The sequence below is a fragment of the Enterococcus rotai genome (assembly GCF_001465345.1).
GTDB lineage: Bacteria > Bacillota > Bacilli > Lactobacillales > Enterococcaceae > Enterococcus_L > Enterococcus_L rotai.
In genome coordinates, this window is sequence record NZ_CP013655.1 from 2154042 (window position 1) to 2179802 (window position 25761).

Below are 25761 nucleotides of genomic sequence, written 5' to 3' on the forward strand. Positions count from 1 at the left end.
TTTTATGGAGTTAGAGTTGCAAAGACTGTCAATTATGTTAATGGATCCGGAACTGACGGATCAACAGTTTACAGAAGAAATCCTGTTCTTAAAGGAGTTTTCTGTGCGTTCTATTTTTGTTTTACCATACAATGTTGCAAGAGCAAAACAGTTATTAACTGGAACTATGATCCAAGTAGGTAGCTTTGTTGATTTTCCGTTAGGCGGCGGAACGTTAGCTAAAAAGGCGTTTGAAACAGGACAGTTGTATAGAGATGGGGCAGCAGATGTTTTTGTAACAATGGCACCTGATCAACTAGAAATTTATGGTAATGAAAGTTATCAAGCTTTAGAACAACTATCATTTGGGCGGAATGCACTGGGATTCTTTTTAGATAGCAGCCACTTGACAGATGACCAAAAACAACGATTAACGATGGATCTAGCAGAATTAAAAATCAATGCGATTTCATTAGGATTAAATTTAACGATGGAGCAAGCAATCTATGATATGAGTATTTTCCGAACGGGTCGACGAAAGCAAATGACCTTTCAAGTAAACGTAAAAGCACCAACATTACTTGAGATCGAGCTTCTTTTTCAAGCAGGAGCCTCTTATATCGGTATTAGCAATGGTCGTGAGATTTTACCGTTGATTTCAAAATGGAGTTAAAATTTGAGGAATTGAAAATCCAGAAAAATGTTAGTATAATAAAAGAGATTGGAAGTGCTACTGTTTCAAGTGGTGCTTTTCTTTTTTTAAAAGATCGATTATTTACATAAATAAAGATATCGGACCCAAAAGTAAAAGGAGTACTTCTATTCTAGGAAGCGAAGCGATGTAGAGATAGAGGATATCGGACCCAAAAGTAAAAGGAGTACCTCTATTCTAGGAAGCGAAGCGATGTAGAGATAGAGGATATCGGACCCAAAAGTAAAAGGAGTACCTCTATTCTAGGAAGCGAAGCGACGTAGAGATAGCGGATATCGGACCCAAAAGTAAAAGGAGTGAGAACCATGCCAAAAGAGGAGATTATGACAGGACCTGGAGTCATTAAGCTCGTATCAAAATATATGGCGCCTCAACATGTTGCGTTTGTTCAAAAAGCCTGCGATTACGCAGAAAAAGCGCATGAGGGTCAAGTTAGACAGTCAGGTGAACCTTATTTTATCCATCCAATCCAAGTGGCTGGAATTTTAGCTGAATTACGGATGGATCCACATACTGTTGCGACAGGATTTTTACATGATGTAGTAGAAGATACTGACGTAACACTTGAAGATCTAGCAAATGAATTTGGTGCAGACGTTGCGATGTTAGTAGATGGCGTGACCAAACTTGGTAAAATAAAATATAAATCTCACGAAGAACAATTAGCTGAAAATCACCGGAAAATGTTGTTAGCAATGGCGCAAGATTTACGTGTGATCATGGTGAAATTAGCTGACCGCTTGCACAATATGCGCACACTAAAACATTTGCGGGAAGATAAACAACGTCGGATTGCACAAGAAACAATCGAAATCTATGCACCGCTTGCCCATCGTTTAGGGATCAGCCGGATCAAGTGGGAACTGGAAGATACCGCGTTACGCTATATCAATCCAAACCAATATTACCGAATCGTTAATTTAATGCAAAGTAAAAGAGACGAACGGGAAGCCTATGTTGAAGAAGCTGTGGAAGACATTCGTTTAGCGACAGAAGATTTAGATATTTATGCTGAAATTTATGGACGTCCAAAACATATTTACTCGATTTATCGCAAAATGAAAGATCAGAAAAAACAATTCAATGAAATTTATGATTTATTGGCAATCCGTGTAATCGTTGATTCGATCAAAGATTGTTATGCTGTCTTAGGAGCGATTCACACAAAATGGACCCCCATGCCTGGACGCTTTAAAGACTATATTGCCATGCCAAAAGCTAATATGTATCAATCGATCCATACGACCGTTATCGGACCAAAAGGAAACCCTGTAGAAGTCCAAATCAGGACGCACGAAATGCATCAAATCGCTGAGTTCGGGGTTGCGGCTCACTGGGCTTATAAGGAAGGGAAGACTGAAAAAGTCGATGAAGATAATGATACGAAACAATTGAGTTGGTTCCGTGAAATTCTGGAACTACAAGATGAAAGCTACGATGCTTCTGAATTTATGGAAAGTGTTAAAGGTGATATTTTCAGCGATAAAGTCTATGTTTTCACTCCAACTGGTGAAGTGACCGAATTGCCGAAAGGCTCTGGCCCGTTAGACTTTGCTTATAGTGTGCATACTGAAATCGGGAACAAAACAACGGGTGCCAAAGTCAATGGAAAAATGGTCCAATTGGATTACACACTGAAAAATGGAGATATCATTGAAGTTTTGACCTCGCCAAACTCCTTTGGCCCAAGTCGTGACTGGTTGAAAATGGTTGCGACCAGTAAGGCGCGAAACAAAATCAAACGATTCTTTAAAGTTCAAGATCGTGAAGTCAACATTATCAAAGGTCACGACGCCATCAGTAAGTACTTGATCGAACACGGTTTTACGCCAAAAGAATTTCTAAGTAAAACGAAAATGGCGGAAGCACTAGATCGTTTTAATTTCCAAACAGAAGATGATCTTTATGCGGCTGTTGGTTACGGTGAAATCAGTGCTCAAGTGGTCTTTAATCGTTTAACAGAAAAAGAACGAAAAGAGCAAGAAATCGAACGCCAAAAACAAGAAGCAGAAGAATTAATGACACAACCTGTCAAAAAAGAATCCGATAAGATGAAAGTTCGTCATGAGGGCGGCATCGTGATTCAAGGTGTTGAAAATCTGCTTGTTCGTATCAGTCGTTGTTGTAATCCTGTTCCTGGGGATGAAATCGTCGGATACATCACAAAAGGCCGTGGGGTTTCAATTCATAGAGCTGATTGTCCTAACGTGCAACATCAAGAAGAACTTGCCCAACGCTTGATAGAAGTGGAATGGGAAGATACTGACAATTCGAATAAAGAGTATGATGCTGATTTAGAGATTTACGGCTATAATCGCAGTGGATTACTGAATGATGTCTTACAAGTCATCAGTTCAATGACTAAAAATTTAGTGAGTGTAGAAGCCAAACCGACTAAAAATAAAATGGCGATGATCCACGTCACAGTGAAGATTCAAAATCTAGCACATTTGAAAACAATCGTAGATAAAATCAAAAATATACCGGACGTTTATAATGTCCGTCGTACCAATGGCTAGGAGGTATAAATATGAGAGCAGTGATTCAGCGTGTAACACAAGCTGAAGTGGTGATCGAGCAACAAAGTGTTGGAAAAATCGGCCAAGGATTTATGATTTTATTGGGAATCCATGAATCAGATACAATAGAGGATGTGGCTTATCTAGTTCGTAAAATCAGTAAACTTCGTGTATTTGAAGATGATGGCGGTAAAATGAATCTAAGTCTGCAAGAGATTAATGGGAGTATTTTAAGTGTTTCTCAATTCACCTTATATGCAGATACGAAAAAAGGCAACCGCCCTAGCTTTATCGAAGCAGCTCGACCGGAAGTCGCAATTCCTTTATATGAGCAATTCAATAAACAATTGAAAGAATTGGCGATCCCTGTAGAGACAGGTGAATTTGGAGCTGATATGAAAGTATCATTGATCAACGATGGACCAGTAACGATCATTATTGACACAAAAGATAAATAACAGAAACATCATTCCTGAAGGTATTTGCGGGGGAATGATGTTTTTTTTATAAGTTATAAGGAAAGTCACATTAAGGTAGAAATGCTTGGTATAATGAAGTATCAAGCGATTGTTGAGGTGTACAATGGAAAAATACAAAGAACAATTACAACCGAAATTAAAAAAACTACCTGTACCGGAACTCTATGAAACCTTAGCTAGACTAAACGAATGGATTAGCCCTCTAGTCACAGCAGAAGAGCTAGCCGCTTTTCAAACAAAAGCGACAACCTTTAGTACTTCTGTTGGGGCGCTATTACAAACAGAATTAGTTGAACAAATGGAACAAACCACTGGTAGTTGGTTAGCTCCGTTATGGCAAAAAAGTTATTTAGAAAGTCGTGGACCTTTACAAAGTGAATCAAATTTTGCATTGATTATCAAAAAGGAATATTATGATCAAATTAAATCAAAAGAAGCGCGAGCCGCTCAGCTGATTTATCAACTGACTAAAATTTATCTAAGTTTAGCTGACGGAACATACCCGGTCGAATTTACCAAAAATAATCAACATGTAGATATGTCTTTCTACTTAAATTTTTTCAAAAGCTGTCGAATACCTGGAAATAAGCAGGATTCCTTTTACAGAGGAGAAACACAAACTGCTGAAATTTACATCATGATTTTTGTAAATGGCGTCTATTTCCGTTTAGATGTAACGAATGCATCAGGGCAAATCTATCCTTTGGAGCAATTACAAGAAAATCTGAATTATATTCAATCACTGGAAATAATCCCGAAACAAGGAGAAGAGTTGATTTCTTATCTAACTGGAGTTGAAAGAGGGTACTCTTATGTGCTTTATCAACAACTCAAACAAGACGAGCTTAATTATCAGAATCTGCAACAGATTGAAGATGCTTTGTTTATTTTAAGCTTTTCAAATGGCAAAGATGAGTCAAAAGAGGAGTGTATCAACGAAGTTTTATTGAATACGAGCCATCAATTTCTGTCAAAAACAACCCAAGCAGTCATTACTAAAAATGGTCATATCGGTTTTAATATGGAACACACTGCCATCGATGGTGTACCAACTTTGAACTTACTGACTAAAATAGTTGAATCATTTAATGCCCCTGCTACTACAATAGCTACGAAATGTTCTTCTGATCTTGCTCAAAAATTGGACTGGACTTTGACGAGCCAAATGATCGATAGTCTAGAAGCAGCGCGCAAACTTGTGGAAGAAGAAAATGGTTCGTATAGTATCAAACATCGAGTCATTTCAGCTATAGGAAAAGAACGAATGAAGCAAGCAAACGTCAGTCCAGATGCTTTTTTTCATATTGCCTTAGCGATGGCACAACAAACGGTTTTTGGGAAGCTAAGATCAGTTTATGAACCAGTTGCAATGCGTATGTATTATGAGGGACGCACGGAATCAGCTCGTTCAATCAGCGAAGAGAAAAAGCAATTTGTAGAAGCTTTTTACAATAAAAACAAGCGACAAAACCAAGAAGCGTTAGTCACATTATTCATTGAAGCTGCAAAGGCGCATTCTGATCGTATTATTCAATGCCAAAACGGTAAAGGTGTGGAGCGTCATCTGTTTGGCTTGCAAAAAATGATAGTGCGTTCCGAAACAGAGACAACTACTTTTACTGCAGAAGCGCTTAGGATTTTAGGTGACGATTTTATTTCTACTACTGGGATTCCTTACAATATTTTAGAATCATTTAGCTTTGGTCCCGTCAACAAAAGTGGTTTTGGTCTGTATTACGGTATTTTAGAGGAAGAAGTGATTTTAACCATATCAGCCAAAAAAAATCGTGAACAGCAAGCAATACAACTGCTAGAAGGAATAGAACAAGCGATGATTGAGTTAGCAGAACTTTTAGCTATTTAAAGACGAAAACAATACTGAAAATAATAACGAAGATGATCAATAAGTCTTAACGTTATTCTCGGTATTGTTTATTTTTGTTGATTTTTTCTAGAAGGTAATATGAAATGATTTGATTAAATCGTAACCATTACACTTTGTGTCAGCTAAAACAGAAAGGGGCTATCAAATAAAGTTGATTTAATCAATAAAATGAAAATGGAGGTTCGTTTATGAAAACGGAAAAGAAAAAACGATATATAGCAGTAGGCATTTTTTTGTTAGGGGCTATGCTGATTAGTGGGTGTACACAAAATAAGCGTCCAGAAATAGCAAATAAGGATTCTGAAACCAGTCAGAGTACCAAAGAAAAGTCCGTGCATGATCATCAACATAAGCACACACATGACGGAGAGTTTGAAGAAGCCGACGTTCAAAATAGAACTTTGCAGGATTGGTCTGGTGATTGGTAATCGATTTATCCTTATTTACTTGATGGAACGTTAGATGAAGTACTGGAACATAAAGCAGAAGAGAAAAAAGACAAAAGTTTTGCTGAGTATAAAGAGTATTATACAACAGGCTATAAGACCGATACACAAAGAATCAAGATCGAAGAAAACACAATTGAATTTTTTAAAGGTGAGACATCTCAAAAAGCAGAGTACAAATATGATGGGTATAAAATTTTGACCTACGATTCTGGTAAAAAAGGTGTACGCTATCTATTTAGCACTATTGACGAAAATAGCGGTGCACCAAAGCATATTCAATTTAGTGATCATAACATCAAGCCAACGAAAGCTGAGCATTTTCATTTGTATTTTGGAGATGAGAGTCAGGATACGCTATTGAAAGAATTGGAAAATTGGCCAACCTATTATAAGAGTGATTTATCAGGCGCCGATATTGTCCATGATATGTTGCATTATCATTAAACGTAAAAAAGAAATGAAGGCAAAATACTTCATTTCTTTTTTTAGTCAATTGATATCAAAATAAAGCAGCCTATTCCTACTCATTAATGGAATTTTTGCAACAAAATGTCTTAAAAAGCAGAAAGCTAAAGTTTTCTAGCGTTTCTATAGTATAATAATGGCAACTGAGTTGATCAGTCATAAAACAGATGAAGGATGAGAGCCAATTGGGAAAAATCAGAATCAATAATATGAAGTTTTATACTAAAAATGGTGTTCTACCAGAAGAACGAATTTTAGGGCAACAATTGGAAGTGGATGTTGAATTAAGATTGTCATTAGATCAGGCTGGTAAGACCGATGATGTGAATGATACCGTATTGTGGTGTGATCATCATGCATTCACGTCCAAGACGTACTGAATTATCAGTAGCTGAGGATATTCAAGAGTTTTATCAAGAAAAAATAGAACTTTGTCAAAAAGCGGGAATTGATTTAATGCGAATTTGTTTTGATCCAGGCATTGGTTTTGGCAAAACACAAGAAGAAAATATAGAGATCTTAAAACATCCAGAAGCTTTTCGATATCAAGATTATCCGTTGTTGTATGGCGTATCAAGAAAACGAACGATTGCGGCATTGACTAATGAAGCTGCCCCTTCAAAACGTGATTTTGGTTCAATTGCTGCTTCATTATTTGCTATAACTAAAGGGGTAGAAATCGTTCGGGTTCATCAGGTTAAAGGAATGCGAGACACGTTGAATGTGTGGCAAACGCTGAATAGAAACTAGTGTCTACTGTTTTTTTTGAATAGGTTAAATAATGATCATTCTAATAAGTTTCTTTTAATGAAGATTAAATTAGTTTTTTATTCAGAAAAATTTGCCAACTAATTTTTAATATCTAGTTAATTTCTTCTAAAAAATCTTGGATTATTTAAATCGGTTTAACGAATTAACCGCAGTTATGTTGTATAATGAAAGATGAGACAACTATTTAAATTTAAAATGGGTAAATAGACAGTTAGATTTTATAAGTAGATATTCTATTGTTAAAATTAAGTTTGTGTATAGCTGTAATGGTACTTTGTTATGAGAATTCAGGAGTTATAAAAAATTAATGGTTGGCATCCAGCTATATAAATAAAGTAGTTTTAGCTATTAAGTCTGGTCGGATCTTCATCTGAAAATACTAATGTGTGGGGAGAAATTAAAATTGAACATAGAAAAGATTGAAATTAAAAATTTCAAAGGTATTGAACAATTAGATATTAATTTTTCAAAGAGATTCAATCTCATTATTGGAAACAATGGTTTTGGAAAAACATCTATTTTGGATGCAATCGCAACTGTATTAGGAGGATTTGTAAGTGGGATTGACGGGGTATATGGTCGACATATAAACAATAACGAAGTTCGTATCGAAACGAAAACACTTGGCGATGCTTCTTACAATGTAGAATATAAAGTTCCTGTAGAACTCACTGCGACTGCTGATTTTAGAGGACATTTGTATACTTGGACGAGACGTAAAAGTAGTTATAAAGCGTCTCGTTCAACAATTGAACCTAGAGATATTGCATACCTTTCTAGAGAATTGATTAAAGATAGTACGTCCATTATGCCAGTCATCAGTTATCAAGGAGCAGGTAGAATGTGGACTGAAGGGCGAGAACACAAGACGAGTAAAAAAAATGATTTATCTCGTTATGGTGCTTACGTAGGGAGTCTGTGGCCAAAATCAAATACCAAAAAATTTATTAAATGGTGTGCAAAAATGGAACAAATATCTTGGAGTGAAGATCGCAGAATTATGGAATATGAAGTGGTAAAAGATGCGGTTATGACATTTATGAGTGAAATGAATGATTCGAGTGTTACTAAAATTTTTTATAGTAAAAAAGAAGAAGAACTAGTCTATGAAGAAAATGGAACAAGAATTTCAATCAATTTATTAAGCTCTGGATATCAGGCCTTGATTTGGATGGCATTTGATATTGCTTATCGAATGGCCGTGTTAAATCCTGAACTGCGAGAAAATATTACACAAGAAACAACCGGGATTATTTTAATTGATGAAATAGATGTCCACTTGCACCCAAGATGGCAGTGGAAGATAATTAATGCTTTAATGAAAACTTTTCCAAAAGTACAGTTTATTGCAACGACGCATTCTCCTATTGTACTTGCTTCAAGTAGTGAAACAAAAGTAATCAGAATAAACGAAAATCATCAAATATCTTATGAGAAATCTTCATATGGTATTCCAATAGAGGATGTTCTAACTGCTTATCAACAAACTGAAAAAGTACCAAAAGAAGTTAAGAAGAACATCGAACTTTTCTCAAGTCATTTGAGCAATAAACATATTACAGAGGCTGAATTAGCATTGAGAGAGTTGGAGCTGTTGTTAGGATCAAACAATCCTATAGTAGTTTCTGCTGAGATGGAATTAGAATTTGAAAAAATAGAATTGGATTGAAACCTATGTTGTATATTGAAAAAGGCCGGGAACCTAATAGCTTGGTTGGATATAAAAAACAAAAAGACGCTTCATACAGAAATTTGGATTCTTCAGTTAAAATAGATATCAAAAATTCTTTATTAAAAGAACAAGGATATTTATGTGCGTATTGTATGTCTAGAATAAGTCTGGATGGCACTTCTGGGGATAAGATGACTATTGAACATTTTCATCCAATATCCGATTTTCCCAATTTACAATTGGATTATAATAATTTATTAGCTGTTTGTTCTGGAGGTAGCGATAGAGAGAAAGATAAATCTTTAACCTGTGATAAGCACAAGTGTAACAACTATTTAGTGCATATTGATCCTCAAAAAAGAAATACCGTAGAAAAAATTAAGTATAAAACGGATGGAATTATTTTTTCAGATGATGAAGATGTTAAGACAGAACTCAATACTGTTTTAAATTTGAACTGTTCTGATTCTATGCTAGTTAGCTCTCGTAATAATGTAAAAGAAGAATTAATAAAATTCTTTACTAAATCGTATCCACGTAGGTGGACAAAAATGGATATTTTAAAAATTAAAAATCGGTTATTAACACCTGATAAAAATGGGAAGTTAACACCGTATATTGGAATTGTTCTTTATAAGCTAAATAGAAAATAATATTGTTTTATTTGGAAATTAATAAATAGCAATTGATAAAGAGGGTTATTGTAAAACCAACTAAAATTCTACTTGACTTTATTTCCAATCTCTAGTAATTTATAGATACTATAAAAAAATCGATGAAAGAACGAGTAGATTTCAAACTAACTGTAGAAGAGAAAGTTGCCATGGCTGAAAGCAACTTCATTAGAGAGATCGAAAGACATTCTGGAGATGAACGGAGGAAAAGCCGTTCCGTTACGAGCGTTAATCGTTGGAGGAAAGAGCAATCTTTCGAACTTAGGTGGTACCGCGTGTGTCTATTCACTCGCCCTTGTATTTATACAAGGGCGAGTTTTTGTTGTGAATCACCACGACTGGCTTTGCCAGAGTGGATGATGAACAATACTTGGCGAACAAAGAGAGAGAAGTTACCGTACTAGGAATCACCAAAAGCCTAAGCTTAAAAAAGGTGGAGAATGGAACTGTAGATCACTTTAGCTCCTAAATTACCACGACTGGCTTTGCCAGAATGGATGATGAACAACACCTGGCAACCACCGGGAGAGAAGTTACCATATATCATAATCGAAATAAACGGTAGGACGATTGTTAAAAAAATCCAACCAGCTCTAAGCCAGTTTAAACCAACCAATCTTTATTTTTACTAAAATAAATTACAAATAATGAACACTAAATAGGAGATGAAACAATGAGTTATCAAAAACCAAAAGGAACCAATGACTTATTACCAGGAACTTCTGAAAAATGGCAGTTTGTTGAAGAAACAGCACGTTTGATTTTTCGAGACTACCAATATGAAGAAATCCGCACGCCAATTTTTGAACACTACGAAGTCATTTCTCGCAGCGTAGGAGATACAACAGATATCGTGTCAAAAGAAATGTATGACTTTTACGATAAAGGGGACCGCCATGTAACCTTACGTCCAGAAGGAACAGCACCAATCGTTCGTTCTTTTGTTGAAAATAAACTGTTTGGACCTGAATTTGCGAAACCGTATAAAACCTATTATATGGGACCGATGTTCCGTTATGAACGTCCTCAAGCAGGTCGTTTAAGACAATTCCACCAAATCGGAGCAGAAGCTTTTGGCAGCGTGAATCCAGCTGTGGATGTTGAAAGTATGGCGATGGCTTTAGACTTTTTCAAACAGTTAGGCATCAATCAAATTCGATTAGTGATCAACTCTTTAGGCGATAAAGCTACTAGAACGGCGTACCGTCAAGCATTGATCGATTATTTAGAACCAAAAGCAGCTGAATTGAGTGAGGATTCAAAACGTCGTTTGCACGAGAATCCATTGCGTGTATTGGACAGCAAGGATAAAAAAGATCAAGCGATTGTAGCAGATGCACCCTCGATATTAGATTATCTAAGCGAGTCATCTAAAGAACATTTTGAAACAGTTAAAACGATGCTAAACGAATTGAATATCCCGTTTGAAGTGGATAGCAATATGGTTCGTGGGCTAGACTATTACACAGATACAATTTTTGAAGTAATGAGTGAAGCATCTGGCATGGGCTCACAAGCAACGATTTGTGCTGGCGGGCGTTATGATGGATTAGTTGAAGAATTAGGCGGTCCTGCAACTCCTGGTTTTGGTTTTGCGATGGGAATCGAGCGTGTTTTGATTACGATGGAGGCAGAAGGGGTTGCAGTTCCTGTAATCAATGAAATCGATGCTTATGTAGTTGGAATCGGTGAGCAAACCAATATCGCGTCTCTAAAACTAATTCAAGCGATTCGTAATTTCGGTTTTTCAGCTGATCGTGATTTTATGGATCGTAAAGCCAAAGCACAATTTAAAACAGCCGCTAAATTAAACGCCAAACTAGCATTGACTTTAGGTGAAACAGAACTAGCAGAAGGCGTTGTAAATGTAAAATCAATGGCCAATCGTAATGAAAAAGCATTTCCACTATCAGATATTTATGAAAGATTCGATGAAGTCTATGATGAAATGATGACCGTGATGTTTGATTAATAAAAAGTAAAAAATGAAGAGGAGCAAAAACCAATGGCAAAAAGAACAGTATACTGTGGAGAAGTTTCTGCAGATTTAGTAGGACAAGTGATTACCTTAAAAGGGTGGGTGCAAAAGCGCCGTGACTTAGGTGGCGTTATTTTTATCGATTTACGTGACCGTGAAGGAATTGCACAAGTGGTCTTCAATCCAGCCCATTCAAAAGAGGCGTGGGAAATTGCGGATAAATGTCGTAGTGAGTATGTAATAGAAATCACTGGTGAGTTAACTTACCGTGACAAAGAAGCAATCAATCCAAAAATGAAAACAGGCGAGTTTGAAGTGATGGCAACAGATATCACGATTTTAAATACAGCAAAAACACCTCCATTTTTAATTGAAGACGAAAACAACGTCGGCGATGAAATTCGCATGAAATATCGTTATTTAGATTTACGTCGTCCACAAATGACAGCAAACTTAAAATTACGTCATGAAGTAACAAAATCGATTCGTCATTATTTAGACGATACTGATTTTATCGATATCGAAACACCTTATTTTGGTAAGTCAACACCAGAAGGCGCACGTGACTACTTAGTTCCTTCACGTGTCCATGCAGGTCATTTTTATGCGTTACCACAATCACCACAAATTTTTAAACAATTGTTGATGAATGCAGGTTTCGATCGCTATTATCAAATCGTTCGCTGTTTCCGTGATGAAGATTTGCGTGGAGACCGTCAACCAGAATTTACTCAAGTCGATTTAGAGACAACGTTCTTGTCTCCAGAAGAGATTCAAACAATGACTGAAGAAATGTTAGCGAAAGTAATGCGTGAAACAAAAGGAATCGAAGTGACGTTACCATTCCCTCGTATCAGTTATGATGAAGCAATGGCACGTTACGGAAGCGACAAACCAGATACACGTTTCGATATGGAATTGATCGATATCGCTGATGTGGTCAAAGATGTTGACTTCAAAGTGTTCCAAATGGCGCTTGAAAATGGCGGACATGTTAAAGCGTTGAACGCTAAAGGCGCAGCAGATAAATATTCAAGAAAAGATATGGACAATCTAGGAACATATGTAAGTCAATTTGGTGCCAAAGGACTTGCTTGGTTAAAAGTAGAAGAAGATGGACTAAAAGGACCAATTGCAAAATTCCTAACAGAGGTTTCAGATGACTTGATCAAAGCAACAAATGCTGAAGTCGGCGATATTTTAATGTTCGGTGCAGACAAACCAGAAATCGTTGCGGCTGCATTAGGTGCTGTTCGTTCTCGCTTAGGGAAAGAATTAGGCTTGATCGATGAATCTAAATTTAATTTCCTATGGGTTATTGATTGGCCATTATTTGAATATGATGAAGAAGCTGGTCGTTACGTTTCTGCTCACCATCCATTCACACAACCAAAAGAATCTGATATTGAATTGCTTTCGACAGATCCAGCAAAAGTCTATGCTGAAGCATATGATATCGTCTTGAACGGTTATGAATTAGGTGGCGGTTCACTTCGTATCCACAAACGTGACCTACAAGAAAAAATGTTTGAAACACTAGGATTTACGAAAGAATCAGCGCAAGAGCAGTTTGGCTTCTTATTAGATGCTTTAGACTACGGTTTCCCTCCACACGGTGGAATCGCGTTAGGCTTAGACCGTTTAGTAATGTTATTAGCTGGTGAAAACAACATTCGTGAAGTGATCGCTTTCCCTAAAAACGGAAAAGCAGCTGATCCAATGACAAGTGCGCCAAGTGTTGTTTCACCGTTACAATTATTTGAATTGAATATTGATGTAACTGCGATAGATGAATAAATCTTGACTTAGTCAGAGAATAACGAGCTTTCAATAAACTACTATAGTTTATTGGAAGCTTTTTTCTTATCTCCTAAGTGAAAATAGCCCTTTCAATAAAAGAGTGGTTCCTCTATAATTTAAATAGGAGATTTGGTTAAAGGAGTGGGGAAATTGAAAAATAAGAATCATATACTTTTTTTGATGATTGTTGTCGTAGTAACCGTTTTTGCAGGATTGTCCTTTTATGTGTTTAGACCAACAAGTGTTGAAATATATAATAAGGAAATCAAAGGGCTGCAAGAAGCAGAACAAAACGATTTAAAGGAGCAAAATGAGCCACCTGAAATAACTAGTCAAAAGCAAATAGATGTATTGGTCAAGGGTGAATCCCTCTATGTGACCTATGACTCAGGTGAGAATTGGGAAGAAGTTCCTGAACGTTTAGAAAAGATTCAATTTGGCGAATATACGCCTTCTTATGATAATGAGTTGATGGAGAACAGCTATTTTTTAACAAAAGAAAAGACGTCATTTCTATATGAAGATCTAGGTTTGAAGCTAATACAAACGGTGGATCAAGGAAAAACGTGGCAAAGATATGAGATTTCCCAAGAAAATGCTGGTATTCGTTTTAGAAAGATCGATTTTCTAAGCAAAGATTTTGGCTATGTGATTTACTCTGGTGGTCGAGTTGCTCGTCAAGAAGGAACGGTAGCGTATTTAACACACGATGGTGGGAAAACTTGGGAGGAAACGGCTAGTACAAATCAAACATCGTTGGTTCAAGCTGGTGGTTTTATTGATGAAAATACAGGCTTTTTATCTTTCGGAGCAGCACCTAATTTACAAGTCACAAAAGATGGCGGAGCTAGTTGGAAAACAGCGACGATTCAGGTGCCAGAAGAGTATAAAGCTATTTTTTTAGTGGCTGAAATGCCGTCTAAATCTGGGAATCAACTAGAACTTTTGTTGAATCAAGGAGAAGTCGGGGACTACAAGGGTGGTTTAGTAAAAGGAAAGTTTATTTCAAAAGATAATGGTGAAAATTGGGTATTTGATTGTGAGGTAGAGGCAGATGAGGAATAAGAAAATAATAAATAAAGTTAGCGGGATCATCTTTTTGATTTTGCTGATTCTATGCTTGCTGTTTTTAGGTGGATTCATGGTTATTTCTTCGAGAGGGTTCGATTTAATTAGTGATTGGCTTCTTTTCGCTGCAATAGTAGGAAGCTTTTTGTTTTTAGGCTTGACGCTACTATGCTTGGTCGACCTAGATAAGAAAAGAAAAATTCAGATAATTTGGCTTGAGGTTGCAGTGATCATCATAGTAACTATCCTCTTTGGATTGGTAAAGCCAAAAGAAAAAACAATTATGAGCCTTTCACCAGATGCAAAACAGGTTTTTTTAGTGAAGGAAACAAGTAATGATCATGCATTGTACTATTTCAATAATTATTATCTGATAATTGCACGGTTAAAAGAAAAACTACCAGTTGGGGAGATCACGGACTATCAACTAACGTGGCTAACGAATGAAACCTGTGTTTTGGTGTATCGTTCAAAAGACCAAGCCTTACATCAATATATTGGCACATATGGTGGACGAAAAATAGCCTATTCGTATGTGTTATCAAATTTGACAGGTTCTTGGGTATCAAAAGATGGAAAGACCCGTTTAACGTCTAGTGGGGCAACAGGAGTTGTGATCCAAGCAAACGGGGAAGTAGAAGAATATCCATTCGAGCAAGCTCAGCAATTTGGCACTACAGCCTTAGCGTTAAACGATGGCAAGAATGCTAAATGGTCGATTAGTTTAAACTCGGAAAATGAGTATAACGATCAAGGAGACTTAGTTAAAAATGCTCAGACAAAAATCATTCTATTAAAGGCTGGACTTGACGAACCACAAAAAATCGAGTTGTATTTTAAACAATAGACGAAATAAAAAATGGGAGAGTGGATAAAGATACTGCTCCCATTTTTTTTATTTCGTCTATTTACAATCATTCGCCATGTCTTTGGATAAAATAAAAATAAGCACCAATCAAATTTGCATTGTTTCCAACTGCACTTAACACAACAGAAGGGGAAATCAGTGGGCTGATAGAAAGACTATCTAAGATTTTTTTCAGCTCTTGGTTTAAATAATCCAGTAAAATAGTTTGACTACTGATACCGCCACCGATAACGATTTTTTCTGGATCTAGGATCGTTTGAAGGTTCCAGATCTGAAGTGCTAAAGAATTGCAATAAGTATGTAAAATACGTTGTGCATCCTGATTGCCAGATTTTACCGCTTCAAAAAAGAGTTCCCCGTTAACGTCACTCGTTTGTTTATTGATTGAGTGAGCAAAAGGTTTTAATAGACTATAGACACTATTTTTTACAGCAAAAAAATCGGCCATTCCCATTGATGAATTTGTTTGAACAAACGATAACTCTCCTGCAGATTGATGAGCGCCTCTAACGATTTGACCATTTACAAGCAAACCACCGCCAACACCTGTACCGAGTACGATCATAATAGCATTGTTTACGCCTTGCAACTGACCTAAATTCATTTCGCCGATAATGGCACACCGTGCATCATTCTCTACAGCAACAGGACAGTCGAAAATAGCTTGATAAAACGCAAGGATATTCATTTGTCTGATAAACTCAAGTGAGCCACCATGAACAGCGAAACCTGTGTCTGCATTGATGATTCCTGGCATAGAAATGGAGACACCATCAATTGGTTCTACCAGTTCATTGTACAGCTTTGTTAAACATTTTTTAAAGGCATCGCTTGCTTTAGGGGTTACTTGCTTTTGAACAAGTCCTAAGACTCCATCAGTCATTACCCCATATTTGATAAATGTACCGCCAATGTCTAAAACAAGAATTTTTTTCATTTATGTTCCCTCCTAAATGTTTAAACGAACAAATTGAATTCGCTTCCTTTACTTATATCAAAAGCTCTACTATAATGTACACATAAATTTTAACATAAGTAGGGTAAGCGAATGCTAGAAAAAATATCATCAGTCAAACAGTTGTCTGATGCAGATGAAGTATTACAAAATTATATTTTTAGAAATCTAGAAACTGTTTTTACACGTTCTGCTCGTGACATCGCAGCACAGATTCCATGTTCTCCTTCAACTGTAACACGTTTTGTAAGAAAGTGTGGCTTTGATTCTTATCACGATTTTCAGCGCTATGTCAAAAATGAAGTAAGTCAACTTGCGGGCAAAGGCATAACCGATACGATTTCACTTGAGCAAATTTTTGTGAATCAAGTTTTTGCTGAAAATGTACTTGAGCAAGTAGAGACTGCCAGTGCTTTATTAAAACAATCAAGTTTCATTTACTGCGTAGGAATGGGTTCTTCTGGGATTATGGCCAGCTATGCAGCTCGAAAGTTTAACACGATCGGCTTTAAAGCGATGTATTCAAATGAACCTTACGCCCCATTTTTGTCTACTCAAATGAAAGAGAAGAATAGCACCATCATTATTTTTTCTAGCTCAGGTGAAACGGCAGAAATCATCGAAATGGTTCAACTTTTAAAATCGAGCAACAACCAAATCATCAGTATCACCAATACTCATGATAATACCTTAGCCAGACTGTCAACAATCAATATTCCATATTATATTGAGAATCAACGGTTGCCATATAATTTTGATTTATCCTCGCAGATACCAACAGTAGCCATAATCGAGTACTTGGTAGCTTTTTGCTTCAACAAGAAATGATAGCTGCAAAGTTCATTTAGTAGACAACGTTTATAATTTGTTTATATTTATCCTTTATACTAGCTTTTAAACGTAGTTAAAGGAGGAGCGCTATGACTAAAAGGCTATTCCAAAAGATATCAGTCCTGTTTTTTACTTTAATTCTTTTTTCGGCGTGCCAACCTAAAACAGCTGATACAAAACAATCGGTAAAGGAGAGTACAAGTATGACAACTGAAAAAAGTAGTACAAGTCAAACGAATGAATCAGAAACAGTTTCAACGAGTAGCACAGAACAAGCCAATCAAACCTTTCCAGCTGGGACATTGATTCAAGCAGTGACAGAAAATGATGCTGCCAAAGTAGGAACAATACTTCAAGACAAACACTACCTGATCGATGAAGTGAATGATAAAGGTGAGACGCCGCTATTGATCGCAACACATGAAAACTTTATCGACATCGCCAAACAACTGATCGATGCAGGTGCTGATATCAATGTTCAGGATCAAATTTCGGATAGTCCATATCTTTATGCTGGAGCCCAAGGGAAAACAGAAATTTTAGCATACATGTTGGACAAACAAGTGCCAGATCAACAAAAAGTGAATCGCTTTGGTGGGAACGCTTTGATTCCAGCAGCTGAAAAAGGTCATCTTGAAAATGTGAAACTGTTATTAAAAGATGGTCGAGCAGATATTAATCATCAAAATAATTACGGTTATACAGCGTTGATCGAAGCAGTTGCGTTAAAAGACGGATCTGAAATTTATCAACAAATCGTCAAAGTTTTGTTAGAAGGTGGAGCCGATAAGACATTGAAAGATAACACTGGGCGAACAGCTGAAGACTATGCTAGAAGTTTAGGCTATACAGAAATGTTGAATACACTTCGTTCATATTAATAGTGACAAAACAGCAGAGGCTTAACCCTCTGCTGTTTTTGAATTTTCTTGTTCCAGTAAGTATTCCTTTTTATCGGCCATCTTGAAGAATGGATACCATACAAGTACATTGACGATCAATAAAACGATGAAAATCAATAAGTAGTTAAATCCACCTTTCAGTGCCATTGCAATAGGTGCCGGCGTTGTCCAAGGTAAAGCAATCAACGGATTATACTTGGAAAAATCTAAAATCGATAACATGCCCCAAGCAATACCGCCCATCAATAAAGGAGAGGCGACCATTGGAACAAAGAAGAACGGATTTAACATCAGTGGCATCCCGAAAATGAGTGGTTCATTTACATTGAAAATAACTGGTGGACCAGCTAGTTTAAATAAAGATTTGTATCGCTCGGATTTTGCTGTAAACATAGAAAGCACTAAACCGTAAGTACTGCCTTGACCACCAAACGAATTTCCACAAACATAAGAGACTACCGCCATTGCAAGATAAGGCAGTTCTTGATGTTGTTGATAAGCAGTCATATTGGCTAACATATTGGCCGTCATGACTGGCATCACCACGCCATAAACCATATTTGGGTGAATACCGAAAAACCATAGCATATTCGCCAAAGTAAAAATAAGGATGATCGCAATAGGAGAACCAGTTAACGATTGTAGTGGTGCTTGGATCAATGTGGTAATAAACGCGAAAATATTACCAAAAGGTGTAAAGGAAAAAATAATTCTAACAACGAAAAAGGCTGCTAAAATAACACCAGATAAAATGGCAGGACTTAATGACTCAGAAACATTTGAAGGCACTGTGTCAGGCATTTTGATCGTTAGATTTTTTCTGATCAAAAATCCATATAAAACAGCGGTAAAATAACCAACAATAATTGCCACAAATAAGCCCGTGCCACCAGTATATTGACTAGCAAATGCTTCTACATTAGTACTCGCTGTAACGACCGTCTGGGCAGGAAATTCAGTAATGGCTTTTTCCAAGGTATAAGTTTGGATCATTTGCGGCATCAAAATGAAGAAGGAACCAATAGCTAAAAGACCAGCAGGGAGTGGATCATGACCTTCTTTTTTAGAATAGATATAGGCGAAGTTAAATGTTACATAAACTGAAAGCAAATTGATAGTAGCACCTAATGCTGCATTGAAATGTGCTGTCATACCTGTTTTAGCTAAAAATTCGATCCATTGAGGAATCGGAAAGTTCCCGATGATCATCAGTAAAGCCACACCTAACGTGATTGGTGTTGTTCGCATAAAGGCTTCAGCTAACGCGCTAAAAAATTTACTCCCATTCATTTTTTGAGCAATCGGACCAATAAACTTGTTCAGAAATTTTTCTAAAGTCTCCATTATTTATTCCCCATTTCCTTTAAATAATCACCGTTCGTTTCAATCACCTTTTGATACCAATAAAAACTATCTTTTTTATAACGAGTTAAGGTACGTTCAGACGATTCATCCCGATCAACATAAACAAAACCATATCGTTTTTGATACCCGTTCAACCAACTAAGTAAATCAGTGAAACTCCAAGTGCAGTACCCTAAAACTTGTACACCATCTGTGATTGCTTCTTGGATCTCTTGTAAGTGCTTTTGCAGGTATTCGATTCGATAAGGATCGTGGATTTTTCCATTTTCTAATTTGTCATATTCTCCTAGACCATTTTCAGTGATCAGTACTGGCAATTGATACCGGCTTTCAATCGTTCTTAACGCTACCCGAATACCGACAGGATCGATCGTCCAATCCCAATTCGTTTGTTTAAGATACGGGTTTTTAACAAATTTACTGACTCTAGGAATTTCCAGTTCTTTGCTGGTTCCTTTTTTACCAGAGTTGTTCATACTCATATCACCTGATAATGTATCTGAGGTACTCGCTTTAACGGTTGCTGTTTGATAATAATTCAGTCCAATAAAATCAGGAATACCGCTTGCTAATAATTGTTGATCCGCTTTGGTTATAACAGGTGCTAATTGGATTTTTTCTAGTTGTTTGATAACGGTACGAGGATATTTACCAGTTGCATAGACATCCAGCCAGAAAAAGCCCATCAGCTCTTCAGTATCAATCTTGGCTAAGACATTCAATGGATCGCTATCAAAAGCATAAGCAGGACCATAATTAAAGCTTGGACCAATCTGACCTGAATAGCCACCGTTTTTAAATGCTTTGATCACCGAAGCATTGGCAAGGTTGGCAATATGATTTGCTGCAAACATTCGTTTAACATCTCGAACCGCAGGAGGATGAGTACCTAGCAAATAACCATGAGTGATAAACACATTTTGTTCATTCAAACTTATCCAATAATTCACTCTATCAGAAAACGTATCAAATAAAAGGGTGGCATAGTTTGTAAAATCGTCAATGATTTGACGTGACTCCCAGCCACCATACTCATCTTGCAATGCTTGAGGAAGATCCCAATGATAAATAGTTACGACTGGTTCAATGTTGTGGGCTAATAGCTCATCAATTAGTTGACTATAAAAATTCAATCCTGCTTGATTGACTTGCCCTTTGCCATTTGGGAAAATCCGTGACCAGGCGATAGAAAAACGATAGGCTTTCAACCCAAGTTCTGCCATCAGAGCAACATCTTCTTTAAAGCGATGATAGTGGTCAACTGCAACATTTCCATTGGTATTTTTAAAGGTCGTACCAGGTTGTTTAACAAAAGTATCCCAGACAGAAAACCCTTTTCCATCGTCTTGATAAGCTCCTTCAACTTGATAAGCAGCAGAAGCACTCCCCCATAAAAATGTTTCAGGAAACTGTTCTAATTCTAAGTGTCGCATGATCATTCCTCATTTCACTATTGTTTTGTACAATTCGATAATAGCGGAAGAAATTAGAATTTGTAAGCGTTTTTCTTCAATGTGCAACGTATTGCAAGATTATGAAATGCTCAAATTAAAATAAAAAAACAGCCATACTTTTTTTTCTATTTAAGCGATAGTGCTTTTTTTCTTACCCTAAACCACGTATAATGAGAATCAAATGAATCAAGTAAAGTGAGGCTATTTCTACATGAAAAAATTCTTCGAAAGTTTACCTGTCCATGATTACACGACAAAACTTTCAGTATCGATCGTTTATGCGATCTTGGCATCTGTTGCGATGAACTTCTTTTATCAACCAGGTAATATTTATTCCAGCGGGATTACTGGATTAGCGCAGATTTTGACGACCTTATCAACAAAAGTCGTAGGCTTTAAAGTCCCTGTTTCGATTACCTTATATGCGCTGAACATTCCATTATTTTTTGTTGCTTGGCTTAAAATCGGGAAAAAATTTACAGTCTTCACTTTTTTGACGGTGACCTTAACATCGATTTTTATGCAGATTGTTCCGCAAACCGTTCTTTCTAATGATCCGATTATTTGTGCTATTTTTGGTGGAGCGGTGATGGGGTCTGGTATTGGTTTTGCATTGAAAAATGGCTTATCTTCAGGTGGTTTGGATATTTTCAGTATTACGATACGTAAGAAAACGGGGCGCTCTGTGGGTTCGATTTCGATGTACTTTAACGGCTTGATCATTTTTGTTGCAGGATACTTGTTTGGTTGGCAGTATATGTTTTACAGTGCGTTGTCGATTTTTGTAAGCGGGAAAGTGACAGATGCTGTTTATACCAAACAAAAGAAGATGCAAGTGATGATTATTACAAAAAATCCAGATGCAGTCATTGATGGGATTCAGCAAAAAATGAGACGTGGAATCACGATTATTCATGAAGCAGAAGGTGCTTATCGACATGATAAACAGACCTTGCTGTTAACTGTCGTGACTCGTTATGAATTGCCGTCATTGGAATCAGCAATGAAAGAATCTGATCCATCCGCTTTTGTGAGTATTTCTGATAATGTAAAAATTCTTGGTCGCTTTTATGAAGAAGACCTTTAAAAGCGAAAGGGGCAAAAAATCCAGATGAATGCTGGATTTTTTTAGTTTCATCCACTCACAAAAAAGCTGAATGGACATAAAGGAGAACTATTTTCAAAGAATAGAAGGATCATTTCAAAAAAATAATCTCTTTTTCTTGAAAAGAGAAGTGAAAACTGTTAAACTATGTTTGTAAGATTGAGGGACGCTTTTATGACTGTTAAAGAATTTAACAATGAAAAAGAAGAACATCAATCCTATTTTTTTAAAGTTCATAGGTCGTTTTAAGTCTAACTTGGACGTTTTTAGACCAACGAAGGAGCGCATCATGCTAAATGAATTAAAAATGATTGAAGCAGTTGCTCCAGATTTGCTCGATGTAATGCAGGAAAGATTTCATATTCTTCGTAATATTTACTGGATGCAGCCTATTGGACGCCGAAGTCTATCTGACAGTATGGGGATTACAGAACGAGTCTTGAGAACTGAGACAGATTTTCTGAAAAACTTACAACTGATAGAAACTTCAAAAAGTGGTATGACCTTAACTGAAAAAGGCTTAGAAGTTTACCAAGGATTAGAATCCGTCATGAATCAATTACTTGGCATGCATCAAGTCGAAAAAGAAATTAGCCAATACTTTGGAATCAAACGTTGTATTGTTGTTGCTGGGAATAGTGATAATCAGGAGAAAGTTCTTTATGAGTTTGGGGATATTTTAACCGATTCGTTGGATTTGATTTTACCTGAAGGTGAGAATATTATTGCTGTGATGGGCGGAACGACAATGGCAATGACTGCCGAACATATGGGGTCGTTAGAAACAGAAAAACGACACAATCTATTTGTTCCTGCTCGTGGCGGGATCGGTGAAGCTATGACCGTTCAAGCGAATTCTGTAAGTGCAGTGATGGCTAGTAAAACGGGTGGACACCATAGAGCATTATATGTGCCAGAACAATTAAGTCTTGAAACGTATAATTCACTGTTGCAAGAACCGTCGATCCAAGAAGTTCTGACATTGATTGAACAAAGTAATTGTGTTGTTCATAGTATCGGTCGTGCGTTGCATATGGCAGCACGTCGCAAAATGTCAGATGATGAAATGGTGATGTTGAAGCAAAACAATGCTGTGGCAGAATCATTTGGGTATTTCTTTGATGAAGAAGGAGAAGTGGTTTACAAAATCCCTCGAATCGGACTTCAGTTGAAGGATGTACAAAAAATTCCAAATGTCGTTGCAATTGCGGGCGGTAAGACAAAAGCTAAAGCAATTCGGGCATATATGAAAAATGCACCAAAACAAACGTGGCTCATCACAGATGAAGCTGCTGCAAATGAGATTTTAAAAGGGGTAACCCTTTAAAATAAAAAAATTTTTGATTTTCATAAGGAGGAAATCTTTAATGACAGTTAAAGTAGGTATTAATGGATTTGGACGTATCGGACGCTTAGCATTCCGTCGTATCCAAGATGTAGCAGGAATCGAAGTAGTAGCAATCAACGATTTAACAGATGCTAAAATGTTAGCTCACTTGTTAAAATATGACACAACTCAAGGACGTTTCAACGGAACTGTTGAAGTTCATGATGGATCTTTCAACGTTAACGGTAAAGAAGTTAAAGTTCTTGCTAACCGCAACCCAGAAGAATTACCATGGGGCGAATTAGGCGTAGATATCGTTCTTGAATGTACTGGATTCTTCACTTCAAAAGAAAAAGCTGAATTACACTTAAAAGCTGGTGCTAAACGTGTTGTTATCTCTGCTCCAGGCGGAAATGACGTACCAACAATCGTTTACAACACTAACCACGATATCTTAACAGGTAAAGAAACAGTTATCTCAGGTGCTTCATGTACTACTAACTGTTTAGCTCCTATGGCTAAAGCTTTACAAGACAACTTTGGTGTTGTTGAAGGTCTTATGACTACAATCCACGCTTACACAGGTGACCAAATGACTCTTGATGGACCACACCCTGGTGGAGACTTCCGTCGTGCACGTGCTGCAGCAGAAAACATCGTACCTAACACTACTGGTGCTGCTAAAGCAATCGGTCTAGTTATCCCAGAATTAAATGGTAAATTAGACGGAGCTGCTCAACGTGTTCCTGTAGCAACTGGTTCATTAACTGAATTAGTAACAGTTCTTGACAAAAACGTAACAGTTGAAGAAGTAAACGAAGTAATGGCTAAAGCAGCTAACGAATCATACGGATACAACGAAGATCAAATCGTATCTTCTGATATCGTAGGTATGACTTTCGGTTCATTATTCGATGCTACTCAAACTAAAGTAATGACTGTTGGCGACAAACAATTAGTGAAAACTGTTGCTTGGTACGACAACGAAATGTCTTATACTGCACAATTAGTTCGTACTTTAGAGTACTTCGCTAACTTATAAGATTCGTTCTTATCATTAGTGAAATTTGAACAACTGTGAAATAATAAGCGGGGAAGCATCGCGCTTCCTCGCTTTTTTTATAAGGTTAAGAAAATCATTCTTTTCAAAAATAAAATTAGATAGGGGTAACTTTTAATGGCTAAAAAGACTATCAAAGATGTAGACTTAAAAGACAAAAAAGTTCTTGTACGTGTTGACTTTAACGTCCCTTTGAAAGATGGCGTGATCACAAACGATAACCGTATCGTTGCAGCACTTCCAACAATCAAATACGTAATCGAAAATGGCGGGAAAGCAATTTTATTCTCTCATTTAGGTCGTGTGAAAACAGAAGAAGATAAAGCTGGCAAATCATTAAAACCAGTAGCAGAACGTTTAGGCCAATTATTGGGCAAACCAGTAACATTCGTTCCTGAAACTCGCGGAACTGAATTAGAAACAGCTGTTAACAACATGAAAGACGGCGACGTTTTAGTGTTTGAAAACACTCGTTTTGAAGATATCGATGGTAAAAAAGAAAGCGGAAATGATGCTGAATTAGGTAAATACTGGGCTTCTTTAGGTGATGTATTTGTGAATGATGCATTTGGTACGGCTCACCGTGCGCACGCTTCAAACGTAGGAATCGCATCAACTGGTATTCCAACAGTTGCTGGATTCTTAATGGAAAAAGAAATCAAATTCGTCGGTGAAGCAGTAACTGCACCTAAACGTCCATTTGTAGCGATTTTAGGTGGCGCAAAAGTTTCTGACAAAATCGGCGTTATCGAAAACTTGATTTCTAAAGCAGACAAAATCCTTATCGGCGGCGGAATGACATATACGTTCTACAAAGCAAAAGGAATCGAAATTGGTAATTCACTTGTTGAAGAAGATAAAGTTGCTTTAGCAAAAGAATTGATCGAAAAAGCTGGTGACAAACTAGTATTACCAATCGATTCAGTATGTGCTAATGAATTCAGTAATGATGTTGAAACTGTTATCACTGATGGCGAAGCTGTACCAGAAGGTTACATGGGCTTAGACATTGGACCTAAATCAATTGAATTGTTTACTAAAGAATTAGAAGGTGCAAAAACAGTTGTTTGGAACGGACCAATGGGCGTATTCGAAATGAGCAACTTTGCTAAAGGGACAATCGGTGTATGTGAAGCAATTGCTAACTTAGAAGACGCAACAACAATCATCGGTGGAGGAGACTCTGCTGCAGCTGCAATTCAATTAGGCTTTGCTGATAAATTCACTCACATTTCAACAGGTGGGGGCGCAAGCTTAGAATTACTAGAAGGTAAAGAATTACCAGGTCTAGCGGCAATTAACGATAAGTAAAAAAGTTGAACAAGCCATTTAGATCTTAAGTATTACTGGAGAAAAATTTTAGCGATGCTTTTGATCATGAATTTTTAGTCAGTAAAACCGAAGAGATCTGGCTTGTGAATCTGGATTGGTTCGACCAATCCA

Annotated in this window: 21 protein-coding genes, 2 pseudogenes and 1 other annotated feature; of the genes and pseudogenes, 20 read left to right on the forward strand and 3 right to left on the reverse strand. The window is 37.0% G+C overall.

Annotated features, from left to right (window positions below):
- Nucleotides 1–4 precede the first annotated feature (4 nt).
- The 14 genes and pseudogenes from ATZ35_RS10000 (at nt 5) to ATZ35_RS10065 (ending at nt 15298) form a co-directional block, all read left to right on the forward strand.
- On the forward strand, nt 5–652 hold the full coding sequence (locus ATZ35_RS10000) for a beta/alpha barrel domain-containing protein (RefSeq protein ID WP_208927115.1): 648 nt from the start codon (nt 5–7) through the stop codon (nt 650–652).
- Nucleotides 653–996: 344 nt separating this feature from the next.
- Nucleotides 997–3210, forward strand: a complete 2214-nt coding sequence (locus tag ATZ35_RS10005; protein ID WP_086280639.1) for a RelA/SpoT family protein — start codon at nt 997–999, stop codon at nt 3208–3210.
- An 11-nt stretch (nt 3211–3221) separates the two neighbouring features.
- A complete protein-coding gene (gene dtd / locus ATZ35_RS10010; protein ID WP_208927116.1) occupies nt 3222–3668 on the forward strand; it encodes a D-aminoacyl-tRNA deacylase in 447 nt (148 codons plus the stop codon).
- Between the two features lie 124 nt (nt 3669–3792).
- Nucleotides 3793–5553, forward strand: a complete 1761-nt coding sequence (locus tag ATZ35_RS10015; RefSeq protein WP_208927117.1) for a choline/carnitine O-acyltransferase — start codon at nt 3793–3795, stop codon at nt 5551–5553.
- Between the two features lie 209 nt (nt 5554–5762).
- Nucleotides 5763–6002, forward strand: coding sequence for a ZinT/AdcA family metal-binding protein (locus tag ATZ35_RS16905; RefSeq protein ID WP_208927118.1), 240 nt, complete (start codon nt 5763–5765; stop codon nt 6000–6002).
- Between the two features lie 3 nt (nt 6003–6005).
- A complete protein-coding gene (locus ATZ35_RS10025) occupies nt 6006–6467 on the forward strand; it encodes a ZinT/AdcA family metal-binding protein (RefSeq protein WP_208930465.1) in 462 nt (153 codons plus the stop codon).
- A 206-nt stretch (nt 6468–6673) separates the two neighbouring features.
- Nucleotides 6674–6838, forward strand: a pseudogene (locus ATZ35_RS10030) (dihydroneopterin aldolase); the annotation flags it as partial.
- A pseudogene (locus ATZ35_RS10035) lies at nt 6822–7238 on the forward strand (dihydropteroate synthase); the annotation flags it as partial. The pseudogenes ATZ35_RS10030 and ATZ35_RS10035, both read left to right, overlap by 17 nt.
- 424 nt (nt 7239–7662) lie before the next feature.
- Nucleotides 7663–8928, forward strand: coding sequence for an AAA family ATPase (locus tag ATZ35_RS10040; RefSeq protein WP_208927119.1), 1266 nt, complete (start codon nt 7663–7665; stop codon nt 8926–8928).
- Nucleotides 8929–8933: 5 nt separating this feature from the next.
- A complete protein-coding gene (locus tag ATZ35_RS10045) occupies nt 8934–9584 on the forward strand; it encodes a retron system putative HNH endonuclease (RefSeq protein ID WP_208927120.1) in 651 nt (216 codons plus the stop codon).
- Nucleotides 9585–9697: 113 nt separating this feature from the next.
- Nucleotides 9698–9905 (forward strand) — a binding site (T-box leader).
- Between the two features lie 373 nt (nt 9906–10278).
- Nucleotides 10279–11577 carry a histidine--tRNA ligase gene (hisS, locus tag ATZ35_RS10050; protein ID WP_208927121.1) on the forward strand — a complete coding sequence of 433 codons (1299 nt, stop codon included), beginning with the start codon at nt 10279–10281 and terminating at the stop codon, nt 11575–11577.
- 33 nt (nt 11578–11610) lie between these two features.
- Nucleotides 11611–13380 carry an aspartate--tRNA ligase gene (aspS, locus tag ATZ35_RS10055; RefSeq protein ID WP_010764248.1) on the forward strand — a complete coding sequence of 590 codons (1770 nt, stop codon included), beginning with the start codon at nt 11611–11613 and terminating at the stop codon, nt 13378–13380.
- 144 nt (nt 13381–13524) lie between these two features.
- On the forward strand, nt 13525–14448 hold the full coding sequence (locus ATZ35_RS10060) for a WD40/YVTN/BNR-like repeat-containing protein (RefSeq protein WP_244148146.1): 924 nt from the start codon (nt 13525–13527) through the stop codon (nt 14446–14448).
- On the forward strand, nt 14438–15298 hold the full coding sequence (locus ATZ35_RS10065) for a hypothetical protein (RefSeq protein WP_208927123.1): 861 nt from the start codon (nt 14438–14440) through the stop codon (nt 15296–15298). Before ATZ35_RS10060 ends, ATZ35_RS10065 begins: the two co-directional genes overlap by 11 nt.
- A gap of 67 nt (nt 15299–15365) precedes the next feature.
- Here the strand turns inward: ATZ35_RS10065 and ATZ35_RS10070 are convergent, their stop codons facing one another.
- The gene (locus ATZ35_RS10070) at nt 15366–16256 is read right to left on the reverse strand and encodes an ROK family protein (protein ID WP_208927124.1); all 891 of its coding nucleotides are present in this window, start codon (nt 16254–16256) and stop codon (nt 15366–15368) included.
- A gap of 111 nt (nt 16257–16367) precedes the next feature.
- Between ATZ35_RS10070 and ATZ35_RS10075 the strand changes: the two genes are divergently transcribed.
- Nucleotides 16368–17102, forward strand: a complete 735-nt coding sequence (locus tag ATZ35_RS10075; RefSeq protein WP_208927125.1) for a MurR/RpiR family transcriptional regulator — start codon at nt 16368–16370, stop codon at nt 17100–17102.
- Nucleotides 17103–17194: 92 nt separating this feature from the next.
- Nucleotides 17195–17986, forward strand: a complete 792-nt coding sequence (locus ATZ35_RS10080; RefSeq protein ID WP_208927126.1) for an ankyrin repeat domain-containing protein — start codon at nt 17195–17197, stop codon at nt 17984–17986.
- Nucleotides 17987–18007: 21 nt separating this feature from the next.
- Here ATZ35_RS10080 and ATZ35_RS10085 read toward each other — a convergent pair whose 3' ends face one another.
- Nucleotides 18008–19351, reverse strand: coding sequence for a PTS sugar transporter subunit IIC (locus tag ATZ35_RS10085; RefSeq protein WP_208927127.1), 1344 nt, complete (start codon nt 19349–19351; stop codon nt 18008–18010).
- A complete protein-coding gene (locus tag ATZ35_RS10090) occupies nt 19351–20805 on the reverse strand; it encodes a glycoside hydrolase family 1 protein (RefSeq protein WP_208927128.1) in 1455 nt (484 codons plus the stop codon). The genes ATZ35_RS10085 and ATZ35_RS10090 overlap by 1 nt, the downstream gene beginning before the upstream one ends.
- 232 nt (nt 20806–21037) lie before the next feature.
- On the opposite strand from ATZ35_RS10090, the gene ATZ35_RS10095 reads away from it, so the two are divergent.
- The 4 genes from ATZ35_RS10095 to ATZ35_RS10110 all read left to right on the forward strand — a co-directional run bounded on the left by ATZ35_RS10095 (nt 21038) and on the right by ATZ35_RS10110 (nt 25629).
- Complete coding sequence (locus tag ATZ35_RS10095; protein WP_208927129.1) at nt 21038–21913, forward strand: YitT family protein; 876 nt, start codon at nt 21038–21040, stop codon at nt 21911–21913.
- A 307-nt stretch (nt 21914–22220) separates the two neighbouring features.
- Nucleotides 22221–23258, forward strand: coding sequence for a sugar-binding transcriptional regulator (locus tag ATZ35_RS10100; protein WP_208927130.1), 1038 nt, complete (start codon nt 22221–22223; stop codon nt 23256–23258).
- 40 nt (nt 23259–23298) lie between these two features.
- On the forward strand, nt 23299–24300 hold the full coding sequence (gap, locus tag ATZ35_RS10105; protein WP_010763065.1) for a type I glyceraldehyde-3-phosphate dehydrogenase: 1002 nt from the start codon (nt 23299–23301) through the stop codon (nt 24298–24300).
- A 135-nt stretch (nt 24301–24435) separates the two neighbouring features.
- Nucleotides 24436–25629 carry a phosphoglycerate kinase gene (locus ATZ35_RS10110; protein WP_208927131.1) on the forward strand — a complete coding sequence of 398 codons (1194 nt, stop codon included), beginning with the start codon at nt 24436–24438 and terminating at the stop codon, nt 25627–25629.
- The last annotated feature ends 132 nt before the right edge of the window (nt 25630–25761 follow it).